Here is a 21,704-nt window from a genome sequence, read left to right as displayed (position 1 = left end):
CCGTCGTCGACGCGACCGGTCGCTGACCCGGACGGCCCACTTCCACGGGGTCTACGGGGTGTTCTCGTGTGCTTTTCGGGGTGAACCTCACGCGGCGCAGGATTCTCACAGGCGCACCTCAGGATCCGCTCGTAGCGTGGGTCGGGACACCGATCGGGAGTACGACGAGGCCAGGAGGACAGGCGATGGCTGAGCAAGACGGCGATCGTTCCGAGCAGGCCGATCAGCCCACCCGCAAGCTGCCGCCACCCGGCGATCCGCAGTGGGCGGAGCCGATCGACTACCCGACCACTCAGGCGTATGCGGCGAACACCCAGGCATACCCGACGGCCGGCTATCCGGGCGCCGACGGTGGTGCGCACCCGGGCACCGGCCGATACGGCTACGGCGCGCCCCCTGCCGACTCCACCTGGCCGCCGCCGGCGGGGGCGCCGACGTCGGTGCTCACCGCGCCGCCCGAGCCGCCGAAGCGTTCCACCCGCCGCACCGTCGGGCTCGCCTCGGCCGCGCTGGCCGGGGTGGGGCTGCTCATCGTCGGTCTCGGTGTGGGCTTCCTGATCGGGGTGAGCCAGACGCCGACGCCGACGAGCCTGCCCGGTCCGTACCAGCCGGCCACCCAGGCCCCGGCGAATCCCTACGCGCCGGCTCCGGCCCCCACCCCCGCGCCCGACCAGCAGCCCGGCCAGTCCGGTGGATCCGGTCAGCAGGGGCAGCACGGCAACGGCACCATCTCCGGCGCCGTCGGCACCATCGCCTCGATCAGCGGCGACTCGTTCTCGCTCAAGGCGCTCGACGGCAGCTCCGTGGCCGTCAAGACCACCCCCAGCACCCGGGTCGCCTCGCTGCGCGGCTCGGGCGGGCTGTCCAGCCTGTCCGTCGGCGACGCGGTCGTGGTCAAGGGCTCCACCGACGCGGACGGGACACTCACCGCGGACCTGGTGATCGCCGGTTCGCTGCCCAACTTCGCCGGCCGGTCGGACGGCGGGCTGCTCTGGCCCGGTACCGATCCGAACTCGGGTCAGGCGCCGGGGGACCAGGGCGGCGGCGGTTCGGGTTCCGGTGACACCGGCTCGGGCACGGGCGGCGGCCATGGTGCCTGATCCGACTTCCCCGGCTCGGCTTCGCGCGCGCTGCGGGACCGGGCGCATAAACTTTCGATGATGTCCGTCCTGTGGTTCGTACTCGCCTTCCTCGCGCTCGCGGGCGCCGGGGCGCTGCTCTATGTCGACAAGCACCGTCACCCCCGGGCCGACCACGCGCGCGAGTCCTGGGCGCGCGACCGCGGACTCGACTACGAAACCGAGGCGCCCGATCTCGAACGGGTCTGGCGGCGTGGGGTGTTCCCGACCGCACGGCGGGTCGTCGATGTCGCCGCGGGAACGTATCAGGGGCAGCAGCTGTACGTCTTCGACATCGAGGAGGCATCGACGGTCGTCGCGCTGCAGCGGCCGCTGGGATCACCGGTCGGGTTCGATCTGCGCTCGGACGCGCTGCCGCCGCCGCGCGAGCCGTACCTGCGGTTGTTCGGGGCCATCGGCACCCGGATCGCCTACTCGACCGACCTCGACGTCGCGCGGCGCGTGTGCGACCGACGCATGGTCGCCTACGCGGACACCGTGCCGGACTTCGTGCACGTGCTGTGGACCGAGGACGACTGGGCGCTGGCGAGCCTGCCGGTCGACTCGACACCGGACGACTGGGACGACGGAATCGCTGCGCTGGTGCACTTTTCGGACCTGCTGCGGGTACTGCCGCCGTCGGCTCCGCCGCGCCGGGCCCGCGCGGCGGCGCACGACCCCGGTCACCCGCACGTCCCTTGATCGGCCGGACGCCCGGCGGATCGCCGGGCCTTTTGCCGATACAGACTGTCCTACTACTGTGTCGGCCATGACACGTCCTGTTGCCCTCGTCACCGGACCCTCGTCGGGACTCGGTGCAGGGTTCGCCGAGCGGCTGGCCGCCTCGGGGCACGATCTGATCCTCGTTGCCCGTGACCGCCGCCGGCTCGACGACCTCGCACAGACCCTGTCCGCACGCCACGGTGCGCAGTCGGAGGTGCTGGTAGCGGATCTGTCCACCGCGGACGGACGCGAACGGGTCGCCGCGCGACTGGCGGGCGGCGTCGACGTGCTGGTGAACAATGCGGGCTTCGGCACCAGCGGTGAGTTCTGGACCGCCGACCCGGCGCTGCTGCAGTCGCAGCTGGATGTGAACGTCACCTCGGTCATGCGGCTGACCCGTGCCGCGCTGCCCGCCATGATCGCGCAGGGCCACGGGACCATCATCAATGTGGCGAGCGTGGCCGGGCTGGTCGCCGGCCGCGGCTCCACCTACTCCGCGAGCAAGGCCTGGGTGGTCTCGTTCACCGAGGGGCTTGCGGGCGGGCTCGCCGGCACCGGCGTCCGCATCCAGGCGCTGTGCCCGGGATGGGTCCGGACGGAATTCCACGAGCGTGCCGGCATCGAGATGCGTTCGATCCCGAAGTTCATGTGGCTCGATGTCGAGGATGTCGTCGACACCTGCCTGGAGGACGTGCGCAGGGGCAAGGTCCTGTGCGTGCCGGGTGCGCAGTACAAGGCGCTGACCACCGTGGGTCGGATGCTGCCGAAGAACCTCGTGCGGCGGGCAGCGAACCTGGTCGGCCGGGCGCGCGGTCGTACCTAGCGCAGGACCGGCGGCCGATCGGGCCGCCGCGCGCGTGAGTCTGAGATCAATCGTCGAGTCGGGATAGGGAGACATGCAAACTGTGCTGTTCGGAGTTCTGCCGGTGGTGGTGTTCCTGGGACTGTGCCTGCGGGCCGCGCTGCGCCACCGGCGTCCGGACGGGCACGACCAGGCGCCGCGGGAACCGGTGGCGGTGAGCGGAGGCGCGCCCGAGCCTGCGGGTAGGTTCGTAGCCGAACACCGGACCGAGCAGGGGTGACACATGGGCGATCGTGACAAGTTGGCAGCGCTGGTGCGTGAGCTGGCCGTCGTACACGGCAAGGTGACCTTGTCGTCCGGGCGTGAGGCCGACTACTACGTGGACCTGCGCCGGGCCACACTGCACCATGAGGCCGGTCCGCTGATCGGCACCCTGCTTCGGGAACTGGTGTCGGACTGGGAGTTCGACGCGGTCGGTGGTCTGACCATGGGCGCCGACCCGGTCGCGCTCGCGGTGATGCACGCGCCCGGCCGGCCGATCGACGCATTCGTGGTGCGCAAGGCCGCGAAGGCGCACGGCATGCAGCGGCAGATCGAGGGGCCGGACGTGACCGGCAAGCGGGTGCTCGTCGTCGAGGACACCACCACCACCGGTAACTCGCCGCTGACCGCGGTCAAGGCGCTGCGTGACGCCGGTGCGATCGTCGTGGGCGTGGCGACCGTCGTCGACCGGGCCACCGGCGCCGATGCGGTGATCGCGGCCGAGGGAGTCGAGTACCGGTCGATCCTGGGGCTGACGGACCTGGGCCTGGCCTGATGGCGCGCACGCGCCGCCGGTGGCGCCCCGAACTCGGCGTGTTCGCGGCGGCCGCCGCCGCGACGGTCGCGGGCGCGGTCACCGGTCGCGAGCGGGTGCAGCAGGTCGCCAAGCCTCTGATCGCGCCCGCCCTGGCTGTCGGCGTGGTGCGGGCGCTGCGCGGCAAGCGGATCGACGGACCGGACGGCGCCCTGCTTTTGATCGGTCTCGGCGCGGCCACCGTCGGTGACGTGTTCCTGATCGACCCGGACGACGACGCGCGCCTCACCCGCGGTGCTACCGCCTTCGGCGTGATGCAGTCCAGCTACACCACGCTGCTGCGTCAGCACCACGCGCGCCCGCACCTGAATACGGCGGCACCGCGCGCACTGGCGTGGGCGGGCGCCACCGGGCTGCTCGCAGCCAAGGCGCCGAACGTGGTCAAACCGCTTGCCGCCTATGGTTTTTCGCTCGCCACGACAGCCACCCTCGCGGGCGACCCGGCGCTCGCGCCCGGGGCGACGGTGGTGGCGGGCATGCCGTTGCCGGGCCGCGACCCGCGCAGTCGGCTGGCGCTCGGCGGGCTGGTCTTCACCGTGTCGGACGGGCTGATCGTGGCGCGCCGTTTGTTGCTGCGCTCCGAGCGCGGCCGTGCCGTCGCGGAGGGCGTCATCCTGGCGACCTATGCGGTCGCGCAGGTGCTGCTGGTCGAGGGGATGCTGCGGCTGAGCGCCGACCGCTGACGGTCGACGGCGGCGGCGGCCGATGTCGGCGGTCGGCCGGCGGGATCATTCGCCGCGAAGCCGCACGAGCACGGCGAGCACCCGGCGATGATGCTCATCCGATTGTGGCAGTTCGAGTTTGGCGAAGATGTTGCCGATGTGCTTCTCGACGGCGCGCTCGGTCACGACCAGCGAGCGGGCGATGCCCCCGTTGCTCAGCCCCTGCGCCATGAGTTCGAGCACCTCGCGCTCGCGGGGCGTCAACCGGCCGAGCGTGTCACCGCGCCGGCCCGCGCCGATCAACTGGCTGACCACTTCCGGATCGAGCGCGGTCCCGCCGGCGGCGACCCGGGTCAGGGCATCGACGAACTCTCCGACATCGGCGACCCGGTCCTTGAGCAGGTAGCCGACCCCGCGGGCGTCGCCGGCGAGCAACTCCGTCGCGTAGCGGGTCTCCACCCACTGGGAGAAGACGAGCACCCCCAGTTCCGGGTCGGACCGGCGCAGCGCGAGCGCCGCCACGAGCCCTTCGTCGGTGAACGAGGGTGGCATGCGGATGTCGACCACGGCCACGTCCGGGCGATGGTCGGTGACCGCGGATCGCAGCGCCTCCGCGTCGCCGACCGCGGCGACCACCTCGTGTCCGCGGTCCGTGAGCAACTGGGTGAGGCCGTCGCGCAGGATCGCGCTGTCCTCGGCGATGACGACGCGCATCAGCGCACCCCCTCGGTGGGCAGGTCGACGGTGACGGTCGTCGGCCCGCCGGCCGGGCTGTGCACGGTCAGCGATCCGTCGACGGTCTCCACCCGTGAGGTCAGGCCGGCGAGCCCGCTGCCCGCACCGGTCTCGGCGCCGCCGCGCCCGTCGTCGTGCACGGCGAGGCGCAGCCACCGGTCGTCCCCGTCGACCTCGACGCGGCAGGTGGTGGCGCCGGAGTGCCGGCCCACGTTCGTCAGCAACTCGGCGACGCAGAAGTAGGCGATCGTCTCGACCCCCGGGGAGGGCCGCCCGGTCATGTGCACCGACAGCTGGGTGGGGATCACGTTCCGCGCGGTCAGCGTCTCCAGTGCGGGTCCGAGTCCCAGATCCAGTGCTGGCGGGTGGATTCCGCGTACCAGGTCGCGCAGCTCGCGAATCGAGTCCTTCGTCGTGGCGTGGGCGACCGCGACCAGCTCGCCGGCATCTTCGCCCGCGTCGAGCTTCTCCTGGGCCCGCCCGAGGGTCATCCCGATCGTCACCAGCCGGGCCTGGGTGCCGTCGTGCAGATCCCGCTCGACCCGGCGCAGCGTGGCGGCGGCGTCCTCGACCGCCCCGGACCGGCTCCGCTCCAGCTGGCGCACCCGCGCGTCAGCCGGCGAAGAACCGAGCAGCCACCTGGTCAGGATCCCGCCGAGCGCGGCGACACCGCGGATCGGCCACGGTGCGACGAAGAACAGCACCAGCGCACCGCCCGCCGCGAGCAGCAGCAGCTTCGCCGCGCTGTCGAAGTAGAAGTCCCCGAACTGCACGAACGAGTGGTGCGCCACCCCTTCGGAGTCGGTGTTGATCGGGTCGCCGATCCACCAGATCAGCGGGGAGAGCACCGCGACCGCGGCCACCGCGACCAGCATCAGCGCGAGGTAGCCGCCGCACACCGCGACGACGGAGTTGAGCAGGAGGAACGCCAGCGCCCTCCACCCGACGCGGTCGCTCAGCGCCCCGCCGATCGTGGCGAGCGCCCCTTGCCGGCGGCGGAACCCGTCCGGTTCGGACACGTCGATTCGCAACAGCGTCCGCGCGAGCCACCGATACAGCCGGCCCCATTCGCGCGCCAGCGCCACGTAGCCGGCGGCGAGCGGGATCCCGACCAGCGTGACCGCCAGCACCACGCTGGAGATCACCGCCAGATAGAGGTAGCTGATCGCGAGCACGCCCAGGACGGCGCCGACCACCACGTAGCCGAGGGCGCGCCAGGTGACGCCGTCGACGGGCGCACGGAGGGCGGCGGCGAGAGGGGACCAGCGGGGTGGTTGGGGCTTGTCGGTTCGGGGCATGCACTCCATCGTGCTGGCCGGAGACGGGCTCCGCGAGGTGGCAGGCCGGTCGCTTCACGGTCGTGCTGGCCACACCATGCCGGGGCGTCCGGCGCCCGGTTGCTCACGGGCAGTGCAACTCACGGGCACAGCATGATGTGGTCGCGGTCCTTCGGGTCGACGCGGATCGGGATGGTCGCGCCGGGCACGAACTTGTCGGTCTCGTCGTAGTGCACCTCGTGCACGACCCGCCCCGAATACGACTGCGAACCGGGCACGGTCAGGTTCAACTCGATCTCGGCCAGCTCCCCGAAGTCGCGGGTGCGGCGCAGCGGCCGGATGTGCTCGATCGTCGCCCAGCCTTCGTAGCCGTGCTTGAACAGCTTGCGGTCCGCGTGGCTGGGGCGGCGTGCCCACATCAACCCGATGCCGAGTGCCGCGCCGAAGCTCGCGACGATGCCCATCAACTGCGCGCCGATGGTGTCCGGCGGCGCGAGGCGGACCAGGAAAGTCAACCACAGGCACAGCCCGACGAAGTAGATGGCGGTGACCACGACGACCGCCTTGACAACCCTGCGATGGTTCATCGACACACCCCCGTAGACCGCGTGAGGGAAGGTGTCCTGAACGTCATTTTAGTCGCGTTCGGCGGGCCGGGCCGGGTTAGCCTGAGGCGGTGAGCCCCAGTGACAGCCGGGACCGAGCGGTCCTGATCACCGGCGCCGCGTCGGGGATCGGCCGCGCGACCGCGCTCGCGTTCGCTCGGGCCGGCTACCTCGTCGGCGGCTACGACATCGACGAGCCGGGCCTGGTGTCGTTGCGCCGCGAGATCGACTCCGCGGGCGGCCTGGCGGTGACGGGCTTCCTCGACGTGACCGACGCGCCGGCCTGGCACGAGCGGCTCGCGGAGTTCACCGCGGCGGCGGGCGGTCGGCTTGACGTGCTGGTGAACAACGCCGGAGTGCTTTCGGCGGGCCGGTTCGAGGACATGACGCCGCTCGATCATCAGCGGATGGTCGAGATCAACGTGCTCGGCGCCGTCAACGGCTGCTACACGGCCTTCCCCTATCTGCGCGACACCCCCGGAGCGCAGGTGGTCAACCTGTGTTCGGCGTCGGCGATCTACGGTCAGCCGGAGCTGGCGACGTACGGTGCGACGAAGTTCGCGGTGCGCGGGTTGACCGAGGCGCTGGACCTGGAGTGGCGGCGTGACGACATCCGGGTGGTCGCGGTGTGGCCGTTGTTCGTGGACACCGGGATGCTGCACGATGTGACGACCGCGTCGACCGCGTCGCTGGGGGTGCGGCTGACCGCCGACGATGTGGCCGCCGAGATCCTCGCGGTCGTGCGCGGGCCGCGACGGCGGCTGCCGAGGGTGCACTACCCGGTCGGCCGTCAGGCCCGCGCGATGTTCGCGTCGGCGCAGTTCGCGCCGGGTTGGGTGCTGCGCGAGATCAATCGGCGGATCAACCGGAGCTGATGGGGGACCGGCGGCGTCGCGTACCGTCGATCCGTGCCGACTGCCGACGATCCCCATGCGAACGACGAACCCGGGGCGACCGAATGGGGGTCGCATCCGGTGGGGGTGGGTCCGTGGGTGCGCGAGTACGGGGAACCGTTGCCGACCGACCCCCGCTTCGACCCGGAGTTGCTTGCGGAGGGCGACCGCCGCAACGTCGTCGACGCCTACCGCTACTGGCGTCGTGAGGCGATCGTCGCCGACATCGACACCCGGCGGCACACACTGCACATCGCCATCGAGAACTTTCACCACGACGCCAACATCGGCACCGTCGTCCGCACTGCCAACGCCTTCGCCGCGGCGACCGTGCACATCGTCGGCCGTCGACGGTGGAATCGCCGCGGTGCCATGGTCACCGACCGATACCAGCATGTGCTGCACCACAGCACCGTCGAGGAGATGATGGCCTGGGCGCACGAGCGCGGGCTGCACGTGGTCGCCGTCGACAACGTGCCCGGATCGGTGCCGATCGAGACGGTGCAGCTGCCCCTCGAATGCCTGTTGCTGTTCGGGCAGGAAGGGCCGGGTGTGAGCGAGCAGGCCAAGGACCGTGCCGAACTGACCGTGTCGATCGCGCAGTTCGGGTCGACGCGCAGCATCAACGCGGGCGTGGCGGCCGGCATCGCGATGCACGCCTGGATCCGCCAGCACGCCGACCTGACGCAGGCGTGGTAGCGGCCGCGGCGGCGAGCGGGCAGGATTCAAGGGCATGGGGAACCTCTGGTCGAGGCGGGCCGACGCGGCGGAGCGGGCCGCGCTCGCGCGCCATGCGCGCCGGCTGTGGGGCCTTCCCTGCACCGAGCTCGGAGTGGTCGCGTGGCCACCGGAACTGCGTGAGCGCACGTTCGGGGTGTGGAACTACTGGTGGCAGGCCCATCTGATCGACTGCGCGGTCGATGCCGCGGTGCGGCTGCCGACCCAGGCCAGGGTCCGCCGGCTGCGACGGTTGACCCGGTCGCCGCGGATACGCAACCTGACCGGCTGGACCAACCGGTACTACGACGACATGGCGTGGATGGGCCTGGCGCTCGAGCGCGCCGGACGACAGCAGCAGGTCGAACACCCATCCGCGATCCAGACCCTGGAATCACGACTGGTCGACGCCTGGAATCCGGCGGCCGGCGGCGGCATCCCGTGGCGCAGACGCGACGACTTCTACAACGCACCCGCCAACGGTCCGGCGGCGATCCTGCTGGCGCGTACCGGGCGGTTGTGGCGGGCGCAGGAAATGGCCGATTGGATCGACGAGCGCCTGCGCGACCCGGTCACCGGGCTGATCTTCGACGGACTGCGCGGCACCGAGGTCGAGCGCGTCGTCTACAGCTACTGCCAGGGGGTGGTGCTGGGCGCGGAGACCGAACTGGCCGTGCGGATGGGCGACCCGCGGCACAGCATCCGGGTGCGCCGCCTCGTCGCGGCGGTGTCGGCGCACCTGTGTTCCGGTGGGGTGATCACCGGCGGCGGCAGCGGCGACGGAGGACTGTTCAACGGGATCCTGGCGCGGTACCTCGCGCTGGTGGCGACCGAGTTGCCCGTGCTGGACGCGGAGGACGAGGACACCCGCCGGCTCGCACGGTCGATCGTGCTGTCCAGTGCCGAGTCCGCGTGGGCGAACCGGCTGTCGGTCGACGGACTGCCGCTGTTCGGGTGCAGGTGGACCGTGCCGGCGGTGATGCCGGAGTTGCACGGCGAGGATGGGGTGCTGTGCGGCGATTCCGTGCACGCGTCGAGCGTGCCGGAGCGTGACCTGTCGGTGCAGCTGTCGGGATGGATGCTGCTGGAGGCGGCGCATACCGTGGAAGTGCTTCCATAGCAACAGGTTCTTTGCAGCGTGTGCCGATGACCGCGCGGTGCGCGGATTCGCGGAGGCGTCTGCCGTCGCACATGTGTCAGATGGTCGCGAGCAGCAGATCCTCCCCGCTCGATGGTCGCAGCCTGTCGCTGCGTTCGGCGAAGTAGCGGTCGGCGAGCGAGCTTCCCGACACATGCCGGACCTCGCGGAACCCGGACTCTCGGGCCAACGCGAGCATTTCGGTGGGGGTGTAGAAGCTGAGGAACGGTGTGCCCGAGGCCTGCGCGCCCTTCTTGCTGGTCTGCAGACCTGTCCGGTCGGCCTCGTCGACGAGCTCCGCCGGCAGCAGAAACGTCATGGCCAGCGTCGACCCGGGCCCGAGCCCGGCGATGCGGCGCAGCGTGGCAGCGGTGGCCGCCCGGGTGAGGTACATCGTCACGCCGGTCGACACGATCACCGTGGGCCGGTCGGGGTCGAACCCGGAGGCGACCAGCTGTTCGACCCAGTCGGGGGTCGCCTCGAAGTCGACCGGGACGAGATGGAGCCAGTCGGGGATGCCGTGGCCGGTCTCGATGAGGCGCCGACGTTTCCACGCCTGCGCGCCGGGCTGATCGATCTCGAACACCCGGACCCGCGAGGCGAACTCGGGCCTTCGCTGGACGAACGTGTCCAGTCCGGCGCCGAGGATCACGTACTGGTCGACGCCCCGATCGATCTGCTCGGTGATCAGGTCCTCGATGAAACGCGCGCGGGCCACGATCGCCGCCCGGAACCCGCGCGTGCCGTCGGGATCCATGTCGGGACGGCCGCGCCAGTCGGGATCGGGTTCTGTGAGCTGCAGCCCGACCTCGTCCTCGAGGACGTGCGGCGGGGCATCGACCTGCACGTGCATGGCGCGCCACAGTGCGGTCCGCACGGCGGTGTTGTCCGGTGCCGCGGTGGTGTCGTCGGTCATGTCTGGGTCCTCTCGTCAGTGCTCGATCGGCGCCTGCAGGCTCCACATCCGTCCATCCGGGTCGCGGACGGTCATCTCGCGGGTTCCGAAGTGGGTCGGCGCGAACGGCGTCACGACTTCGACGACGGGATCGGTGTGGAACGAATCGGCGTCCGGCACCTTGAGCACCAGCTGGGTCTGCGGCGCCTGGTCTTCGGGTACCTCGGCGATGAAGATGTACGGTCCTTCGCCGTTGCGGAGCTGCCCGGAACTGTGGTCGGTCGAGAACTCGAGCTCGTAGCCGAGTGCCTGGAAGAACTGCGCGGACCGGCCCCAATTGTGGGTGGTCAGGAACACTGCCTCGATGCCGTCGGTTGCCATGTCAACTCTCCTTCTCGGTTGATGCGTGCTCGTCGCGCCCGTCGGCGTCGAGGTACGACCGCAGCGCATCCGCGGTCAGTGCCGACAGTGACGTCCCTGTCTCGAGGGCGCGGTACTTGACCCGCTTGATGAGCTCGATGGGCAGGTAGACGTTGAACTGTTTGACTTCCTCGCCGGGCATGTAACTACGCTAGCATGCTAGCAACCTAGAACGCTAGCGTGCGTTGTCGCGCGCGAACGCGCCTCGTGATGACATGATCGGCGCGTGTCGACGACCGCGCGTAGATCCCGGGGCAGCGTGCTCTTCGTGGTGGGTGCGCTGCTCGCAGCGGTGGTGTCCGGACTGATGATCGCCCGGATCGCGACCCGCGACCCCAGCGCCGCGGCGATCGAGCAGGCGGAGGCAAGGTACCTGCCCGGATTCCACTTCGGTGCTGCGTCGTCCGATCAGGAGAAGATCGACGCGACCATCCGGCGGATGCTCACCGCGATGCAGGCGGGCGACGTCGCCACGGTCCGCACGCTCAGCTGCGGCGAGTTCGCGCAGGCCTTCGCCGGTCCGGAACCGCAGATCGGTGACGCGATGCGACAGGCGTACACCGCCGTGAGTTTCGCGGTCGCCGCGGTCGAGAACATCCGGGTCTCCGGCGACGATGCGCGGGCCGACGCGATCGAGATCGCCACCCAGCGCGACACCGGCAAGAAGAACCGGTCGGTGGAACAGTTCGTGCTGCAGCGCCACGGCTACGGGTGGCAGGTCTGCGACTCACACTGAGACGGCGGGGCGGGGCTTGCCGGCCGGCTAGATCTCGACTGTCTCGGGCGGCTTCGCCATCTCCTGGCGGTAGTGGCGCAGGCCGATCGCGGTGCCGGCGATCAGCGCCACCACCAGAGCCGCGGTCACGGCGGGCATCAGCCACGGGACCTTGCCCAGTTGGCCGCCGCCGTAGTAGCCGATCAGCAGGATCACCGGCGCCCAGAACACGGCCCCGATGCTGCTGGCGATCGTGAACGTGCGCCGGTTCATGTGGGCCGCGCCGGCGACCAGCGGGCACAGCGTGCGCACGAACGGTATCCAGCGGGCGATGAGCACACCCCAGAAGCCGTGCCGCTCCATGACCTGGCTGCACCGGTGCAGGTTCTTCGCGTTGAGGCAGCGCCCGCTTCGCCGGGCGATCACGCGATGGCCGTGTTTGTGCCCCAGGTGGTATCCGACCTGGTTTCCGACGATGGCCGCGGTCATCGCGCCGACCGCGAGCAGCCACACCTGCGCCTCGCTGCCGTGCGCCGCGAGCACCACGCCGGCGGTGATCAGCAGGGAGTCGCCGGGCAGGAACAGGCCGACGATCACCGCGCACTCGAGGAAGACGAACACCAGCACGATCAGCCAGACCATGACGGGTCCGGCGCTCTGCAGGGGACCGAACCCGTCCGCTGCGAGTCCCATGACCGTCAGGCCACTGGATCTTGGTCGGCCGCGGGGGCCGCGTGACGCGCACCGGCGTCCGGTAGATCACTCTTGGCGACCTCGTCGACCGCCTGGCCCGGCGTGGCGCCTCCGCGCCGCGCCGCCAGATACTTCTTGGTGATGCCGATGATGCCCGGCAGCACCGAGATGAGCACGATGAGGATGAAGATGGCCTCGATGTTCTTCTGGATGAACTCGTGTCCGCCCAGGTAGTAGCCGAGCAGCGTCACGCCGCCGCCCCACAGGATGCCGCCGACGATGTCGAACGCGAGGAACGTCGTGTACTTCATCTTCGAGATGCCCGCCACGACCGGGGCGAACGTCCGCACGATCGGCACGAAGCGGGCCAGGATGATCGTCTTCGGGCCGTGCTTCTCGAAGAACGCGTGTGATTCCGTCACGTACTCCTGCTTGAAGAACTTCGAGTCCTTTTTGCTGAACAGCGTCGGCCCGAGCTTGCGGCCGATCCAGTAGGCGACCTGATCGCCGAGGATCGCCGTCAGCGGCACCAGGATCAGCAGTGTCCAGATGCTGACCGGAGGGTGCGGCTGGTGCGCGAGCAGGCCGCCGGTGAACAGCAGCGAGTCGCCGGGCAGCAGGGGGAACAGCAGGCCGGTCTCGATGAAGACGATGGCCAGGATCGCGGGCAACACTGCGTGCCGCAGCGGCGACTCCGTCAGCAGGTACATCGGATCGATCCACTTCGGGCCGAGGGCCACGGTGGCGGTGCCGGGGTCGACAGCTGAGATGGTCTCGGCGAGAGTGTGCGCAATCACGCCAACAGCGTACCGGCGCGGCGGGGCGGCCCACGATCGACGAACCGTCGACGAACTCGAGCCATGGAGCGAGACCCCCCGTGACCGTGTCGCCGCCGCTTGTCATACTGCCTAGACAAGCGGGGCTCAACCGTGCCCTGACCACGCACACGACAGGACCTTTCACGATGCCGATCGCAACTCCCGAGGTCTACGCCGAGATGCTCGGCCGGGCCAAGGAAAACTCGTTCGCGTTTCCCGCCATCAACTGCACCTCTTCGGAGACGATCAACGCTGCGATCGCGGGCTTCGCGGCTGCGGGCAGCGACGGCATCATCCAGTTCTCGACCGGTGGCGCCGAGTTCGGTTCGGGCCTGGGTGTCAAGGACATGGTGACCGGTTCGGTCGCGCTCGCCGAGTTCGCGCACGTCGTCGCAGCCAAGTACGACGTGACGATCGCGCTGCACACCGACCACTGCCCGAAGGACAAGCTGGACGGCTTCGTCCGCCCGCTGCTGGCCATCTCGCAGGAGCGCGTCAACAAGGGCTGCAGCCCGCTGTTCCAGTCGCACATGTGGGACGGCTCGGCCATCCCCATCGACGAGAACCTGGAGATCGCGCAGGACCTGCTCAAGCTGAGCAAGGCCGCCAACATCATCCTCGAGGTCGAGATCGGCGTCGTGGGCGGCGAAGAGGACGGTGTCGAGGCCGAGATCAACGAGAAGCTCTACACCTCGTCCGAGGACTTCGAGAAGACCGTCGACGCGTTGGGCACCGGCGAGAACGGCAAGTACCTGCTGGCCGCGACCTTCGGCAACGTGCACGGCGTCTACAAGCCGGGCAACGTCAAGCTCAAGCCGGAGGTGCTCGCCGAGGGCCAGCGCGTCGCGTCCGCGAAGCTGGGCCTGGCGGCCGGTTCGCAGCCGTTCGACTTCGTCTTCCACGGCGGATCCGGCTCGCTCAAGAGCGAGATCGAGGAGTCGCTGAAGAACGGCGTGGTGAAGATGAACGTCGACACCGACACCCAGTACGCGTTCTCCCGCCCGATCGCCGGCCACTTCTTCACCAACTACGACGGTGTCCTCAAGGTCGACGGCGAGGTCGGCAACAAGAAGGTCTACGACCCGCGCAGCTACCTCAAGAAGGCCGAGGCCGGCATGACCGCCCGCGTCGTCGAGGCCTGCAACGACCTGAAGTCGGCGGGCCGTTCCGTCTCGGCGCGCTGACGCCGACCCGCACGCGAACAGCGCTGCGGGCGGCCCTGACCGGGGCCGCCGCAGCGCTGCTCTGTCTCGTGTCCGCGGTCGCCGCGCCGGCGGGAGCCGGGGCGGCCACACCGGCCACGCGGCCCGCGGCCGGGCCCAGCCCGCTGGACATGGGCCCGCTGGACACGGCAGCGCAGGCCGTCTACGCCGCGGTGCCCGCGCTGGCGAACGACTGGTCGTGCCGGCCGCGCGCCGACCATCCGGACCCCGTCGTGCTGCTGCACGGCACCCTCGAACCGGCGGTGGTCGCGTGGCGCACGCTGGTGCCACGACTGCGCGCCGACGGCTACTGCACGTTCGCACCGAGCTACGGCGATGTCGCCAGTGGCCCGCTGGAGCAGTCGGCCGCACAGATCGCCGTGTTCGTCGACCGGGTTCGCGCCGCCACCGGGGCCGCGCGGGTCGACATCGTCGGGCACAGCATCGGGGGAGTGCTGCCCCGCTATTACGTGCGCCTCCTCGGGGGCGCCCCGAAGGTCGTGCGGCTGGTCGCGCTGGCGCCGATCAACCACGGGTCGACCGTCGACGGCGAGGTCCTGGGCCCGATCTGTCCGGGATGCGCGCAGGAGTTCGACCCGCGCTCACCGTTCATGACGCGACTGAACCAGGGAGGCGACACCGTACCGGGAATCAGCTACACGGTGATCTCCTCGCGCGACGACGAGATGGTCACGCCCTTCCGGAGCCAGGGCCTGTCCGGCCCGCCGGACCGGGTGACCGACGTCGTCCTGCAGGATCGCTGCCCCGCCGACACGTCGAACCACTCGACGATTCTCGACGATCCGGTCGCCGCGCAGTGGGTGCTCGAGGCGCTGCGCAGCCCCGGCCCGGCAGATCCCGCGTTCGTGCCGGTTTGCTGAGCCGGGGCCACCGGCAACCGTCCGGTCCCATTCGGACAGAACGACCGGTGTCTGTCGGTCCGCGGTGGTAGAAAAATGGGACGATGCCCATCTTCGACGGGCCCGGATTTGCAAGATGTGGTTCTGGTGGGACCGGGGTCGTGACCAGGGGCCGATCAGGGTGATGGACCCACGCGGCATCGCAGGGTGGACCAGGAGGTCCTCATGCAGATACCGATGTCGCGCCTGACGTTGATCGGCTCGCTCCGCCCGGAACATCATGCCGAGAAGTACCGGTCCGAGTCCCACGTCGACGGCACTTTCATGGCGGGTGCCAGTCTGCGCTCGCAGGTCCTGCAGTGCAGCTTGTCCAGGACGGTCAACCCGTTCCTGCGGTTCTGGGCACACTTTCCCGATCTGCCGTGGCCGGCGGGCGCGGTCGACAGCCTCGCCCGGACCATCCCGCCGCCGCGGCACACCACCCGCCGGGCGGTCCGACTGGAGAACTGCCGGGCCGAGTTGCTGGCAGCCGCCGAGGTGGGCAGCGCGGCGGGTGCCGATCGGGTGCTGCTCTACCTGCACGGCGGCGGATTCGTGGTGTGCGGGCCGCACACCCACCGTGACCTGGTCGCCCGCGTCAGTGCGGCGGCCGACGCTCCGGCGCTGATCGTCGACTACCGGATGCTGCCGAAACACACCATCGCCGACGCCGTCGCCGACGGGGTGGACGGCTATCGGTGGTTGCTCGACGAGGGCTGGGCGCCCGAACAGATCGTGGTCTGCGGCGACTCTGCGGGTGGGTTCCTCACCTTCGCGGTGGCGGTGTCGATCCGCGACGAGGGGCTGCCACTCCCGGCGGGGCTGGCGGCGATGTCGCCGCTGATCGAGGTGGACCCCACCCGAAAGCTGGCGCACCGCAACGCCGATCGCTGCGCGGTCATCCCCGCGCAGGCCATGGTCGCGCTGTCGAACCGGCTGGTCCGTGAGGAGGGCACCCCGGTGCCGACCCCTGCCGATGCGGACCTGCGCGGCATGCCGCCGACACTGATCCAGATCGGATCACGCGAGTTCCTGCTGCCGGACGCCGAGTTGATGGCACAACGGCTCACGGATGCGGGCGGGAGTTGTGAACTGCAGGTCTGGCAGGGCCAGGTGCACGTGTTCCAGGCTGCGGCCGGGATCATTCCCGAGGCCAGGCTGGCCATCGCGGCCCTCGGCGAGTTCATCCGGAAGGTCACCTGGGCCGACCCGGTCGTGCGGTCGGGTCAGCGGGGCGCCTGAGCCGACCTCACAGGCCGAACAGCGCGCGCAACGTGTCGGCGAGTGCCGCCGCGGGCAGTTCGGGGCTGATCGCGCGCTGTAGACCGAGGCCGATGCCCAGGCTGAGCAGCGCGGTCGCGGCCTCCTCGGCTGGAAGCGTGCAGTGCAGACCGTGCCGGTCCGCGAGGCCGGTGACGATGGTCGCGATCGCCGCACGGACCCCCTGCGCACCCTCGGCCAGTTGCCGCCGGATGGCCTCGTTGTGCCGGGATCGGACCGAGAACTCGATCTCGAGCAGCGTCCAGCGGCGGTCGCCGATGGTGCGGTCGGCCCACCCCGAGAACGCGGCGAACGACTCCTCGAGCGTGGGTTCGGCGGCGAGCAGCGCGACGATCTCCGCCATCTTCTCCAGCCGGATGCGGTCGAGGACGGCCAGGCACAGCTCGTCCTTGTTGGCGAAGTTCGAGTAGACCGCACCCTTCGAGTAGCCCGCGACGTCGGCGATCTGATCGAGGGAGGCCGCGGCGTATCCCCGGTCGAGAAAGTGCTCGGCGGCGGTGGTCAGCAGATGTTCGCGGGTCTGGGCCTGCGCCTGTTGCCGGGTCATTCGGGCCACGCTCGACTCGCCTCCTGTTCGGTGGTCGCGACGCTATCAGCCCACGGGCGGGGCTACCGGAGACACTCAGATACCGCTAGTATCCGAAAAATGAGTGATGTGATGGACGCCACCTCGGGGCGGGTGCGGCGCGGACTGGCGATCGGTTGCGGCGGCACGCTCGGCTTCACCTGGACCGTCGCCGCTCTGGCGGCCGTGCGCGACGCGTTGGACTGGGACCCGCGTGAGGCCGACGCGCTGATCGGCACGTCCGCCGGGGCCGAGCTGGTCACCATGCTCGCGGCAGGGGTCGGCGTCGACGAGTTGCTCGACGCGCAGCTGGGAAGGCAGGGAGCGCGTCCGGCGCTGGCCCGACACCACGGACGCGTGCCGGGCATGGTGCCGCCGCTGCCGCGGCCGCGTCCGGGCTCGCCGCGGCTGTTGTTCGACCGCGGCCTGCCGCTGCTCAGCCGGGTCGCCGGACTGGCCCCGGAGGGCGGCGGAGACCCGGCCTGGCTCGAGGAGCTGGCACACGAGCTGGTGCCTGAGGGCACGTGGCCCGCGCACCCATCGGCGTGGCTGGTCGCCATGGACTACCGGACCGGACGTCGAGTCGCTTTCGGCTCGCCAGACGCCCCCGATGCCACTGTGGCCCAAGCCTTGTGCGCTTCGTGGGCGGTGCCCGGCTGGTTCCCGCCGGTGCGAATCGGTGGACGCCGGTACGTCGACGGCGGTGCGAGTTCGACGGCCTCGGCCGACCTGCTCGTCCCACTGGATCTCGACGAGGTGGTGGTGCTGGCGCCGATGGCCTCGGGCGCCCTGCGGCCCCCGCGCGGCGCCGCCCGTATCGAGCGGCTCGCGCTGCGCCGCGGCATGTCGGCGGGCCTCGACCGTGAGGTCGCGCAGTTGCGACGGGCGGGCACGACCGTACTGCGGATCGACGCAGGCGACGAGGACCTCGCCGCGATGGGCGCCAACTTCATGGATCACCGGCGCCGTCCCGCGACGCTCGAGACCGCGCTGCGCACCACCCGCGCCGCCGTCGAGCGGGAACTGGCCGCACACCCGAGGGGAGCGCTGCGATGACCGCCCAGGAAGCGGTACCGGACGAGACGCGACTGGACGGGCGCGAATACGACGTCGTCGTGATCGGTGCCGGGATCTCCGGGATCGGCGCGGCGATCCGGTTGCGCCAGTCGGGCATCACCGACTTCGTGGTGCTGGAGAAGGCCGACTCGATCGGCGGCACCTGGCGGGCCAACGACTATCCCGGATGCGCGTGCGACGTGCCGTCGGGCCTGTACTCGTACTCGTTCGCGGCGAACCCCGAATGGTCGCGGCTGTTTGCCGAACAGCCGGAGATCCGCGACTACATCCAGCGCACCGCCGCCGCACACGACGTGCCGCGGCACCTGCGGTTCGGCGTCGAGCTGCTGCGGGCCGACTGGGACGAGTCGGCCGCGCGCTGGCGGCTGACGACTTCGGCAGGCGTCGTCACGGCGCGTTTCACCATCGCCGCCGCGGGGCCGTGGAGCGAGCCGCTGATCCCGGAGATGCCCGGCCTGGACACCTTCCCCGGCGAGGTGTTCCACTCCTCGCGCTGGAACCACGACTACGACCTGGTCGGCAAGCGTGTCGCGGTGGTCGGCACCGGGGCCTCCGCGGTGCAGTTCGTGCCGAAGATCCAGCCGCAGGTCGCGCAGCTGCACGTGTACCAGCGCACCGCGCAGTGGGTGCTGCCCAAGCCGGACCACCACGTGCCCGCGGTGGAACGTGCTGTGATGCGGATGCCCTTCGCGCAGAAGGCATTGCGCGGCATCGAGTACGCGATCATGGAGGCGCTCGGGCTCGGCTTCCGGAATCCGTGGATCCTGCGCCAGGTGCAGCGCGCGGGATCCGCGCAGTTGCGCCTGCAGGTCCGCGACCGGCGACTGCGCCGGGTGCTCACCCCGGACTACACCCTCGGCTGCAAGCGGCTGCTGCTGTCGAACACCTATTATCCGGCGCTGACCCGGCCGAACGTCGACGTGCACGACGGCGCGGTCACCGAGATCCGGGGCCGGACCGTCGTCGGTGCCGACGGAACCGAGACCGAGGTGGACGCCATCGTCTTCGGCACCGGCTTCCACATCCTCGACATGCCGATCGCCGGACGGGTTTTCGACGGGGACGGGCGCAGCCTCGACGACCACTGGCAGGGCAGTCCGGAGGCGTACCTGGGCTCCGCCGTCGCCGGGTTCCCCAACGCGTTCGTGCTGCTCGGCCCGAGCCTGGGCACCGGGCACACGTCCGCCTTCCATATCCTCGAGGCTCAACTCGAGCATGTGACCGAGGCGGTGGCCCGGGCCGTGTGCGGCCGCTGGCGCACGATCGAGGTGCGCCGGGAGGTCCAGGACGCGTTCAACGCCGAGGTGCAGGCGGCGCTCGGCGCCACCGTGTACAACGCCGGCGGCTGCTCGAGTTACTTCTTCGATGTCAACGGCCGCAACAGCTTCAACTGGCCGTGGTCGTCGGAGGCGCTGCGGCGCCGGGTGTCGCGGTTCGATCCATGCGCCTACGACGTCACCCGTGACGACGACCTGGAGCGTGTCTCGTGATCTCGCCACTCCGAAGTCGTTACCCGAGCATCGAACTCGACGGCGCGGTCGTCGTGGTGACCGGGGGCGCCCGCGGCATCGGCCGGGCCACCGCGGAGCTGTGCGCCGACCGCGGCGCGACGGTGTGCATCGCCGATCTGGACCTGGACGTGGCGCAGGAGACCGCCGCGTCCATCGGCGGCGACGACGCCGTCGACAGGGTGCGGGCGTATCGCCTCGACGTCACCGACGCCGGGTCGTGGGCCGCCGTCGTCGGCGAGGTGCTGTCCGCGTACGGCCGGATCGACGTGCTGGTCAACAATGCCGGCGTCATGCCGCTCGGCGGGTTCCTCGACGAGCCCGACGGGACCGGCCGGGTGACCATGGAGGTCAACGTCTGGGGCCCCATCCACGGCATGCGGGCGGTGCTGCCGGGCATGCTCGCGCGGGGCCGCGGACACATCGTCAACGTCGCGTCGATGGCCGGCAAGCTGCCCGTGCCGGGCATGGCGGTCTACAACGCCAGCAAGTTCGGCGCGGTCGGGCTGACCGCGGCGGTGCGGGCCGAGTTCGCCGACTCCGGTGTCAGTGTCAGTGCGGTGCTGCCCAGCGCGGTGCGCACCGCGCTGTCCTCGGGGGTGCCGCTGGGCAAGGGGATGCCGACGGTCGATCCGGAGGACGTCGCCGCCGCGATCGTGGACACGCTGCGCACCCGCCGTGCCGAGACCGCGGTGCCGCGCTGGCTGGGCGGGTGGGGCCTGCTCGGCGCGCTCACCCCCGAGTGGCTGATGCGGCTGGCGCGCACCGTGATCGACGACCGCCGGGCGCTGACCTCGATCGATCCGGCTGGCCGGGCGGACTACGACGCGCGGGTGGCGCGGCAGGTCGCCGGTCAGGAGAAGCCGAGCACCTGACCGACCAGCGGGAGCTGCCGGTTGTGCGGTCCGGTGAGCACCGACGGATCCACGGGCAGCGGTGCGTCGCCGGTCGGCGCGGTCATCGCGGGGAGGTCGGTGACCCGGCCGAGCCCGCTGAAGGCGGTGAACTCGTAGGGCAGCCCGCGGGACTGCCGCAGCGACGGACGGTCCACCACCGCGAACCCCAGCCGAGGGCTCGCCGTCGCGGCCAGGTGCCCGATGACCTGACCTGTGTGGACCCGCTCGCCGGCGCGGACCGCGGTGTCGTGCAGGTGCGTGTACGTCGCGTAGCGGCCGCCGCCCGGTCCGAGGTCGAGGATCACCGACCCCGGCGTCGCCGCCACCACGGTCGCATCGCCGACCGCGAGCACCGGCTCGGGGGCGGAACTGGTTGCGGCGGTGCCGAACCCGCCGGCCGCGTCCAGCTTGCGCAGGTCGAGGGCGAACCGGTCCGCGGGCACCAGGGTGCCGTCGACAGCGCGTGGTGCGTCCGGCCTGTCGGCGGTCTGACAACAGCCGGCCGCCGCGACCCAGCCCGGTCCGCGCAGCGGCGGCGACACCACGACCGCGTCGGCTGCATCCACGGTGGTGCGGGCGGCGGTGAACGTGAGCGAGAGCGGACGGGTCTGCTCGGTCCAGTCGATGCTCACACGGTGCTCGATCCGGGCGATCGTCGTGCGCATCGGCACGAACGCGTCGATGTCGACCGTCGCGGAGGACCCCGGTGCGAGCACCGCGGGGGAGGCCGAGGCGTCATTCGGGCCGGCCGCCGGTTCGGGGGTTGCCGTGCTGTCGGCGGTGGACTCCGGGGACTGCGCAACAGCCTCCTCGAGAGCGGGACCGGACAGGTTCGCGATCGCCGTGCCCTGGGTGTCGGCGTTCAGCGCCTGGATCGACTGCACGGTCACCGGGTAGGCCGACAGGTTCTGCAGCGCAATCGCATACGGCAGGTGGACGAATCCGTCCGCGGCGACGACGGTGCGCGGCGTCGAGACCACGCGCACCGCGATCGGGGTGGCCTGCGCCTGCGCGTCGGGTCGCACGGTCTCGTCGGCCCAGTTGGGTGCCGGTGCGGTCGCCGGCCGCGACCCCGACGCCGAGGAGCACCCGGAGAGCAGGCCGGTGAGCAGCACCGCGAGCCCGGGCAGGGCCAGCGCCGCCCGCGCGGCCGGTCGACGGGTGGCGGGCGGAGCGGGATCCGGAGAACGGCGGGTCATGACCGCTGAC

At 70.9% G+C, this 21,704-nt stretch carries 26 protein-coding genes; 16 read left to right on the top strand and 10 right to left on the bottom strand.

Translation table 11 applies throughout. The annotated features are described in order from the left end of the window. Positions 1 to 185 precede the first annotated feature (185 nt). The 6 genes from G4X40_RS08240 (at position 186) to G4X40_RS08215 (ending at position 4,182) form a co-directional block, all read left to right on the top strand. Complete coding sequence (locus tag G4X40_RS08240; RefSeq protein WP_277831621.1) at positions 186 to 1,100, top strand: DUF5666 domain-containing protein; 915 nt, start codon at positions 186 to 188, stop codon at positions 1,098 to 1,100. Between the two features lie 60 nt (positions 1,101 to 1,160). Next, positions 1,161 to 1,820 (top strand): type III secretion system chaperone family protein, encoded by a 660-nt coding sequence (locus G4X40_RS08235; RefSeq protein WP_277831619.1) that lies wholly within the window; start codon positions 1,161 to 1,163, stop codon positions 1,818 to 1,820. 67 nt (positions 1,821 to 1,887) lie between these two features. Beyond that, positions 1,888 to 2,664 carry an SDR family NAD(P)-dependent oxidoreductase gene (locus tag G4X40_RS08230; RefSeq protein WP_277831617.1) on the top strand — a complete coding sequence of 259 codons (777 nt, stop codon included), beginning with the start codon at positions 1,888 to 1,890 and terminating at the stop codon, positions 2,662 to 2,664. A 73-nt stretch (positions 2,665 to 2,737) separates the two neighbouring features. Continuing rightward, positions 2,738 to 2,923 carry a hypothetical protein gene (locus tag G4X40_RS08225; protein ID WP_277831616.1) on the top strand — a complete coding sequence of 62 codons (186 nt, stop codon included), beginning with the start codon at positions 2,738 to 2,740 and terminating at the stop codon, positions 2,921 to 2,923. 3 nt (positions 2,924 to 2,926) lie between these two features. After that, a complete protein-coding gene (pyrE, locus tag G4X40_RS08220; protein WP_277831614.1) occupies positions 2,927 to 3,460 on the top strand; it encodes an orotate phosphoribosyltransferase in 534 nt (177 codons plus the stop codon). Next, positions 3,460 to 4,182 carry a lysoplasmalogenase gene (locus G4X40_RS08215; protein ID WP_277831613.1) on the top strand — a complete coding sequence of 241 codons (723 nt, stop codon included), beginning with the start codon at positions 3,460 to 3,462 and terminating at the stop codon, positions 4,180 to 4,182. Before pyrE ends, G4X40_RS08215 begins: the two co-directional genes overlap by 1 nt. Before the next feature lie 45 nt (positions 4,183 to 4,227). Here the strand turns inward: G4X40_RS08215 and G4X40_RS08210 are convergent, their stop codons facing one another. The 3 genes from G4X40_RS08210 to G4X40_RS08200 form a co-directional block, all read right to left on the bottom strand. Continuing rightward, positions 4,228 to 4,875 carry a LuxR C-terminal-related transcriptional regulator gene (locus tag G4X40_RS08210; protein WP_277831612.1) on the bottom strand — a complete coding sequence of 216 codons (648 nt, stop codon included), beginning with the start codon at positions 4,873 to 4,875 and terminating at the stop codon, positions 4,228 to 4,230. Further along, entirely contained in the window at positions 4,875 to 6,194 is a 1,320-nt protein-coding gene (locus G4X40_RS08205; protein WP_277831611.1) for a sensor histidine kinase, read from the bottom strand. The genes G4X40_RS08210 and G4X40_RS08205 overlap by 1 nt, the downstream gene beginning before the upstream one ends. Before the next feature lie 119 nt (positions 6,195 to 6,313). Further along, on the bottom strand, positions 6,314 to 6,760 hold the full coding sequence (locus G4X40_RS08200; protein ID WP_277831610.1) for a hypothetical protein: 447 nt from the start codon (positions 6,758 to 6,760) through the stop codon (positions 6,314 to 6,316). Positions 6,761 to 6,849: 89 nt separating this feature from the next. Here G4X40_RS08200 and G4X40_RS08195 point away from each other — a divergent pair, with 89 nt between their 5' ends. From G4X40_RS08195 to G4X40_RS08185, 3 genes are read left to right on the top strand one after another with little or no spacing between them, the layout of a single operon-like run. Then, positions 6,850 to 7,653, top strand: a complete 804-nt coding sequence (locus G4X40_RS08195) for an SDR family oxidoreductase (RefSeq protein WP_277831609.1) — start codon at positions 6,850 to 6,852, stop codon at positions 7,651 to 7,653. Positions 7,654 to 7,686: 33 nt separating this feature from the next. Further along, positions 7,687 to 8,370 carry a TrmH family RNA methyltransferase gene (locus G4X40_RS08190; protein WP_277831607.1) on the top strand — a complete coding sequence of 228 codons (684 nt, stop codon included), beginning with the start codon at positions 7,687 to 7,689 and terminating at the stop codon, positions 8,368 to 8,370. A 34-nt stretch (positions 8,371 to 8,404) separates the two neighbouring features. Beyond that, on the top strand, positions 8,405 to 9,508 hold the full coding sequence (locus G4X40_RS08185; protein WP_277831606.1) for a glycoside hydrolase family 76 protein: 1,104 nt from the start codon (positions 8,405 to 8,407) through the stop codon (positions 9,506 to 9,508). Between the two features lie 76 nt (positions 9,509 to 9,584). Here the strand turns inward: G4X40_RS08185 and G4X40_RS08180 are convergent, their stop codons facing one another. From G4X40_RS08180 to G4X40_RS08170, 3 genes are read right to left on the bottom strand one after another with little or no spacing between them, the layout of a single operon-like run. Then, the gene (locus G4X40_RS08180; RefSeq protein WP_277831604.1) at positions 9,585 to 10,442 is read right to left on the bottom strand and encodes a class I SAM-dependent methyltransferase; all 858 of its coding nucleotides are present in this window, start codon (positions 10,440 to 10,442) and stop codon (positions 9,585 to 9,587) included. Positions 10,443 to 10,457: 15 nt separating this feature from the next. Beyond that, the gene (locus tag G4X40_RS08175; protein ID WP_277831602.1) at positions 10,458 to 10,802 is read right to left on the bottom strand and encodes a VOC family protein; all 345 of its coding nucleotides are present in this window, start codon (positions 10,800 to 10,802) and stop codon (positions 10,458 to 10,460) included. 1 nt (position 10,803) lies between these two features. After that, a complete protein-coding gene (locus G4X40_RS08170; RefSeq protein ID WP_277831600.1) occupies positions 10,804 to 10,983 on the bottom strand; it encodes a CopG family transcriptional regulator in 180 nt (59 codons plus the stop codon). 84 nt (positions 10,984 to 11,067) lie between these two features. Here G4X40_RS08170 and G4X40_RS08165 point away from each other — a divergent pair, with 84 nt between their 5' ends. After that, positions 11,068 to 11,577, top strand: coding sequence for an Rv0361 family membrane protein (locus G4X40_RS08165; RefSeq protein WP_277831598.1), 510 nt, complete (start codon positions 11,068 to 11,070; stop codon positions 11,575 to 11,577). A 27-nt stretch (positions 11,578 to 11,604) separates the two neighbouring features. On the opposite strand, the gene G4X40_RS08160 is transcribed toward G4X40_RS08165, so the two are convergent. Together G4X40_RS08160 and G4X40_RS08155 are read right to left on the bottom strand one after the other, a co-directional pair. Continuing rightward, positions 11,605 to 12,249, bottom strand: a complete 645-nt coding sequence (locus tag G4X40_RS08160) for a DedA family protein (protein ID WP_277831596.1) — start codon at positions 12,247 to 12,249, stop codon at positions 11,605 to 11,607. Positions 12,250 to 12,254: 5 nt separating this feature from the next. Then, positions 12,255 to 12,959, bottom strand: a complete 705-nt coding sequence (locus G4X40_RS08155; protein ID WP_277832366.1) for a VTT domain-containing protein — start codon at positions 12,957 to 12,959, stop codon at positions 12,255 to 12,257. Positions 12,960 to 13,213: 254 nt separating this feature from the next. Between G4X40_RS08155 and fbaA the strand changes: the two genes are divergently transcribed. The 3 genes from fbaA to G4X40_RS08140 all read left to right on the top strand — a co-directional run bounded on the left by fbaA (position 13,214) and on the right by G4X40_RS08140 (position 16,410). Next, positions 13,214 to 14,251 carry a class II fructose-bisphosphate aldolase gene (fbaA, locus tag G4X40_RS08150; protein ID WP_277831595.1) on the top strand — a complete coding sequence of 346 codons (1,038 nt, stop codon included), beginning with the start codon at positions 13,214 to 13,216 and terminating at the stop codon, positions 14,249 to 14,251. Between the two features lie 68 nt (positions 14,252 to 14,319). Beyond that, the gene (locus G4X40_RS08145) at positions 14,320 to 15,150 is read left to right on the top strand and encodes an esterase/lipase family protein (RefSeq protein ID WP_277831593.1); all 831 of its coding nucleotides are present in this window, start codon (positions 14,320 to 14,322) and stop codon (positions 15,148 to 15,150) included. 204 nt (positions 15,151 to 15,354) lie between these two features. After that, positions 15,355 to 16,410 carry an alpha/beta hydrolase gene (locus tag G4X40_RS08140; RefSeq protein WP_277831592.1) on the top strand — a complete coding sequence of 352 codons (1,056 nt, stop codon included), beginning with the start codon at positions 15,355 to 15,357 and terminating at the stop codon, positions 16,408 to 16,410. A gap of 7 nt (positions 16,411 to 16,417) precedes the next feature. Here the strand turns inward: G4X40_RS08140 and G4X40_RS08135 are convergent, their stop codons facing one another. Next, entirely contained in the window at positions 16,418 to 16,996 is a 579-nt protein-coding gene (locus G4X40_RS08135) for a TetR/AcrR family transcriptional regulator (RefSeq protein WP_277831591.1), read from the bottom strand. Positions 16,997 to 17,107: 111 nt separating this feature from the next. Here G4X40_RS08135 and G4X40_RS08130 point away from each other — a divergent pair, with 111 nt between their 5' ends. The 3 genes from G4X40_RS08130 to G4X40_RS08120 are packed head-to-tail and all read left to right on the top strand — an operon-like array spanning position 17,108 to position 20,474. Then, complete coding sequence (locus tag G4X40_RS08130) at positions 17,108 to 18,070, top strand: patatin-like phospholipase family protein (protein WP_277832365.1); 963 nt, start codon at positions 17,108 to 17,110, stop codon at positions 18,068 to 18,070. Continuing rightward, the gene (locus tag G4X40_RS08125) at positions 18,067 to 19,581 is read left to right on the top strand and encodes a flavin-containing monooxygenase (RefSeq protein ID WP_277831589.1); all 1,515 of its coding nucleotides are present in this window, start codon (positions 18,067 to 18,069) and stop codon (positions 19,579 to 19,581) included. Before G4X40_RS08130 ends, G4X40_RS08125 begins: the two co-directional genes overlap by 4 nt. Further along, positions 19,581 to 20,474 carry an SDR family oxidoreductase gene (locus G4X40_RS08120; protein WP_277832364.1) on the top strand — a complete coding sequence of 298 codons (894 nt, stop codon included), beginning with the start codon at positions 19,581 to 19,583 and terminating at the stop codon, positions 20,472 to 20,474. The genes G4X40_RS08125 and G4X40_RS08120 overlap by 1 nt, the downstream gene beginning before the upstream one ends. Here G4X40_RS08120 and G4X40_RS08115 read toward each other — a convergent pair. Beyond that, positions 20,453 to 21,694 (bottom strand): M23 family metallopeptidase, encoded by a 1,242-nt coding sequence (locus G4X40_RS08115; protein ID WP_277831587.1) that lies wholly within the window; start codon positions 21,692 to 21,694, stop codon positions 20,453 to 20,455. The genes G4X40_RS08120 and G4X40_RS08115 overlap by 22 nt on opposite strands. Positions 21,695 to 21,704: the final 10 nt, after the last annotated feature.

The organism is Speluncibacter jeojiensis (genome assembly GCF_029589495.1).
GTDB classification, from domain to species: Bacteria; Actinomycetota; Actinomycetes; order Mycobacteriales; family Mycobacteriaceae; genus Speluncibacter; species Speluncibacter jeojiensis.
This window is presented reverse-complemented; position numbering and strand designations above follow the sequence as displayed.

Coding starts and splice junctions, on each gene's coding strand:
- G4X40_RS08185 (WP_277831606.1), top strand. CDS start 8,405: ATGGGGAACCTCTGGTCGAGGCGGGCCGACGCGGCGGAGCGGGCCGCG.
- G4X40_RS08230 (WP_277831617.1), top strand. CDS start 1,888: ATGACACGTCCTGTTGCCCTCGTCACCGGACCCTCGTCGGGACTCGGT.
- G4X40_RS08225 (WP_277831616.1), top strand. CDS start 2,738: ATGCAAACTGTGCTGTTCGGAGTTCTGCCGGTGGTGGTGTTCCTGGGA.
- G4X40_RS08240 (WP_277831621.1), top strand. CDS start 186: ATGGCTGAGCAAGACGGCGATCGTTCCGAGCAGGCCGATCAGCCCACC.
- fbaA (WP_277831595.1), top strand. CDS start 13,214: ATGCCGATCGCAACTCCCGAGGTCTACGCCGAGATGCTCGGCCGGGCC.
- G4X40_RS08200 (WP_277831610.1), bottom strand. CDS start 6,760: ATGAACCATCGCAGGGTTGTCAAGGCGGTCGTCGTGGTCACCGCCATC.
- G4X40_RS08170 (WP_277831600.1), bottom strand. CDS start 10,983: ATGCCCGGCGAGGAAGTCAAACAGTTCAACGTCTACCTGCCCATCGAG.
- G4X40_RS08140 (WP_277831592.1), top strand. CDS start 15,355: ATGCAGATACCGATGTCGCGCCTGACGTTGATCGGCTCGCTCCGCCCG.
- G4X40_RS08125 (WP_277831589.1), top strand. CDS start 18,067: ATGACCGCCCAGGAAGCGGTACCGGACGAGACGCGACTGGACGGGCGC.
- G4X40_RS08235 (WP_277831619.1), top strand. CDS start 1,161: ATGTCCGTCCTGTGGTTCGTACTCGCCTTCCTCGCGCTCGCGGGCGCC.
- G4X40_RS08115 (WP_277831587.1), bottom strand. CDS start 21,694: ATGACCCGCCGTTCTCCGGATCCCGCTCCGCCCGCCACCCGTCGACCG.
- G4X40_RS08210 (WP_277831612.1), bottom strand. CDS start 4,875: ATGCGCGTCGTCATCGCCGAGGACAGCGCGATCCTGCGCGACGGCCTC.
- G4X40_RS08160 (WP_277831596.1), bottom strand. CDS start 12,249: ATGGGACTCGCAGCGGACGGGTTCGGTCCCCTGCAGAGCGCCGGACCC.
- G4X40_RS08205 (WP_277831611.1), bottom strand. CDS start 6,194: ATGCCCCGAACCGACAAGCCCCAACCACCCCGCTGGTCCCCTCTCGCC.
- G4X40_RS08180 (WP_277831604.1), bottom strand. CDS start 10,442: ATGACCGACGACACCACCGCGGCACCGGACAACACCGCCGTGCGGACC.
- G4X40_RS08135 (WP_277831591.1), bottom strand. CDS start 16,996: ATGACCCGGCAACAGGCGCAGGCCCAGACCCGCGAACATCTGCTGACC.
- G4X40_RS08155 (WP_277832366.1), bottom strand. CDS start 12,959: ATGTACCTGCTGACGGAGTCGCCGCTGCGGCACGCAGTGTTGCCCGCG.
- G4X40_RS08130 (WP_277832365.1), top strand. CDS start 17,108: ATGGACGCCACCTCGGGGCGGGTGCGGCGCGGACTGGCGATCGGTTGC.
- pyrE (WP_277831614.1), top strand. CDS start 2,927: ATGGGCGATCGTGACAAGTTGGCAGCGCTGGTGCGTGAGCTGGCCGTC.
- G4X40_RS08175 (WP_277831602.1), bottom strand. CDS start 10,802: ATGGCAACCGACGGCATCGAGGCAGTGTTCCTGACCACCCACAATTGG.
- G4X40_RS08215 (WP_277831613.1), top strand. CDS start 3,460: ATGGCGCGCACGCGCCGCCGGTGGCGCCCCGAACTCGGCGTGTTCGCG.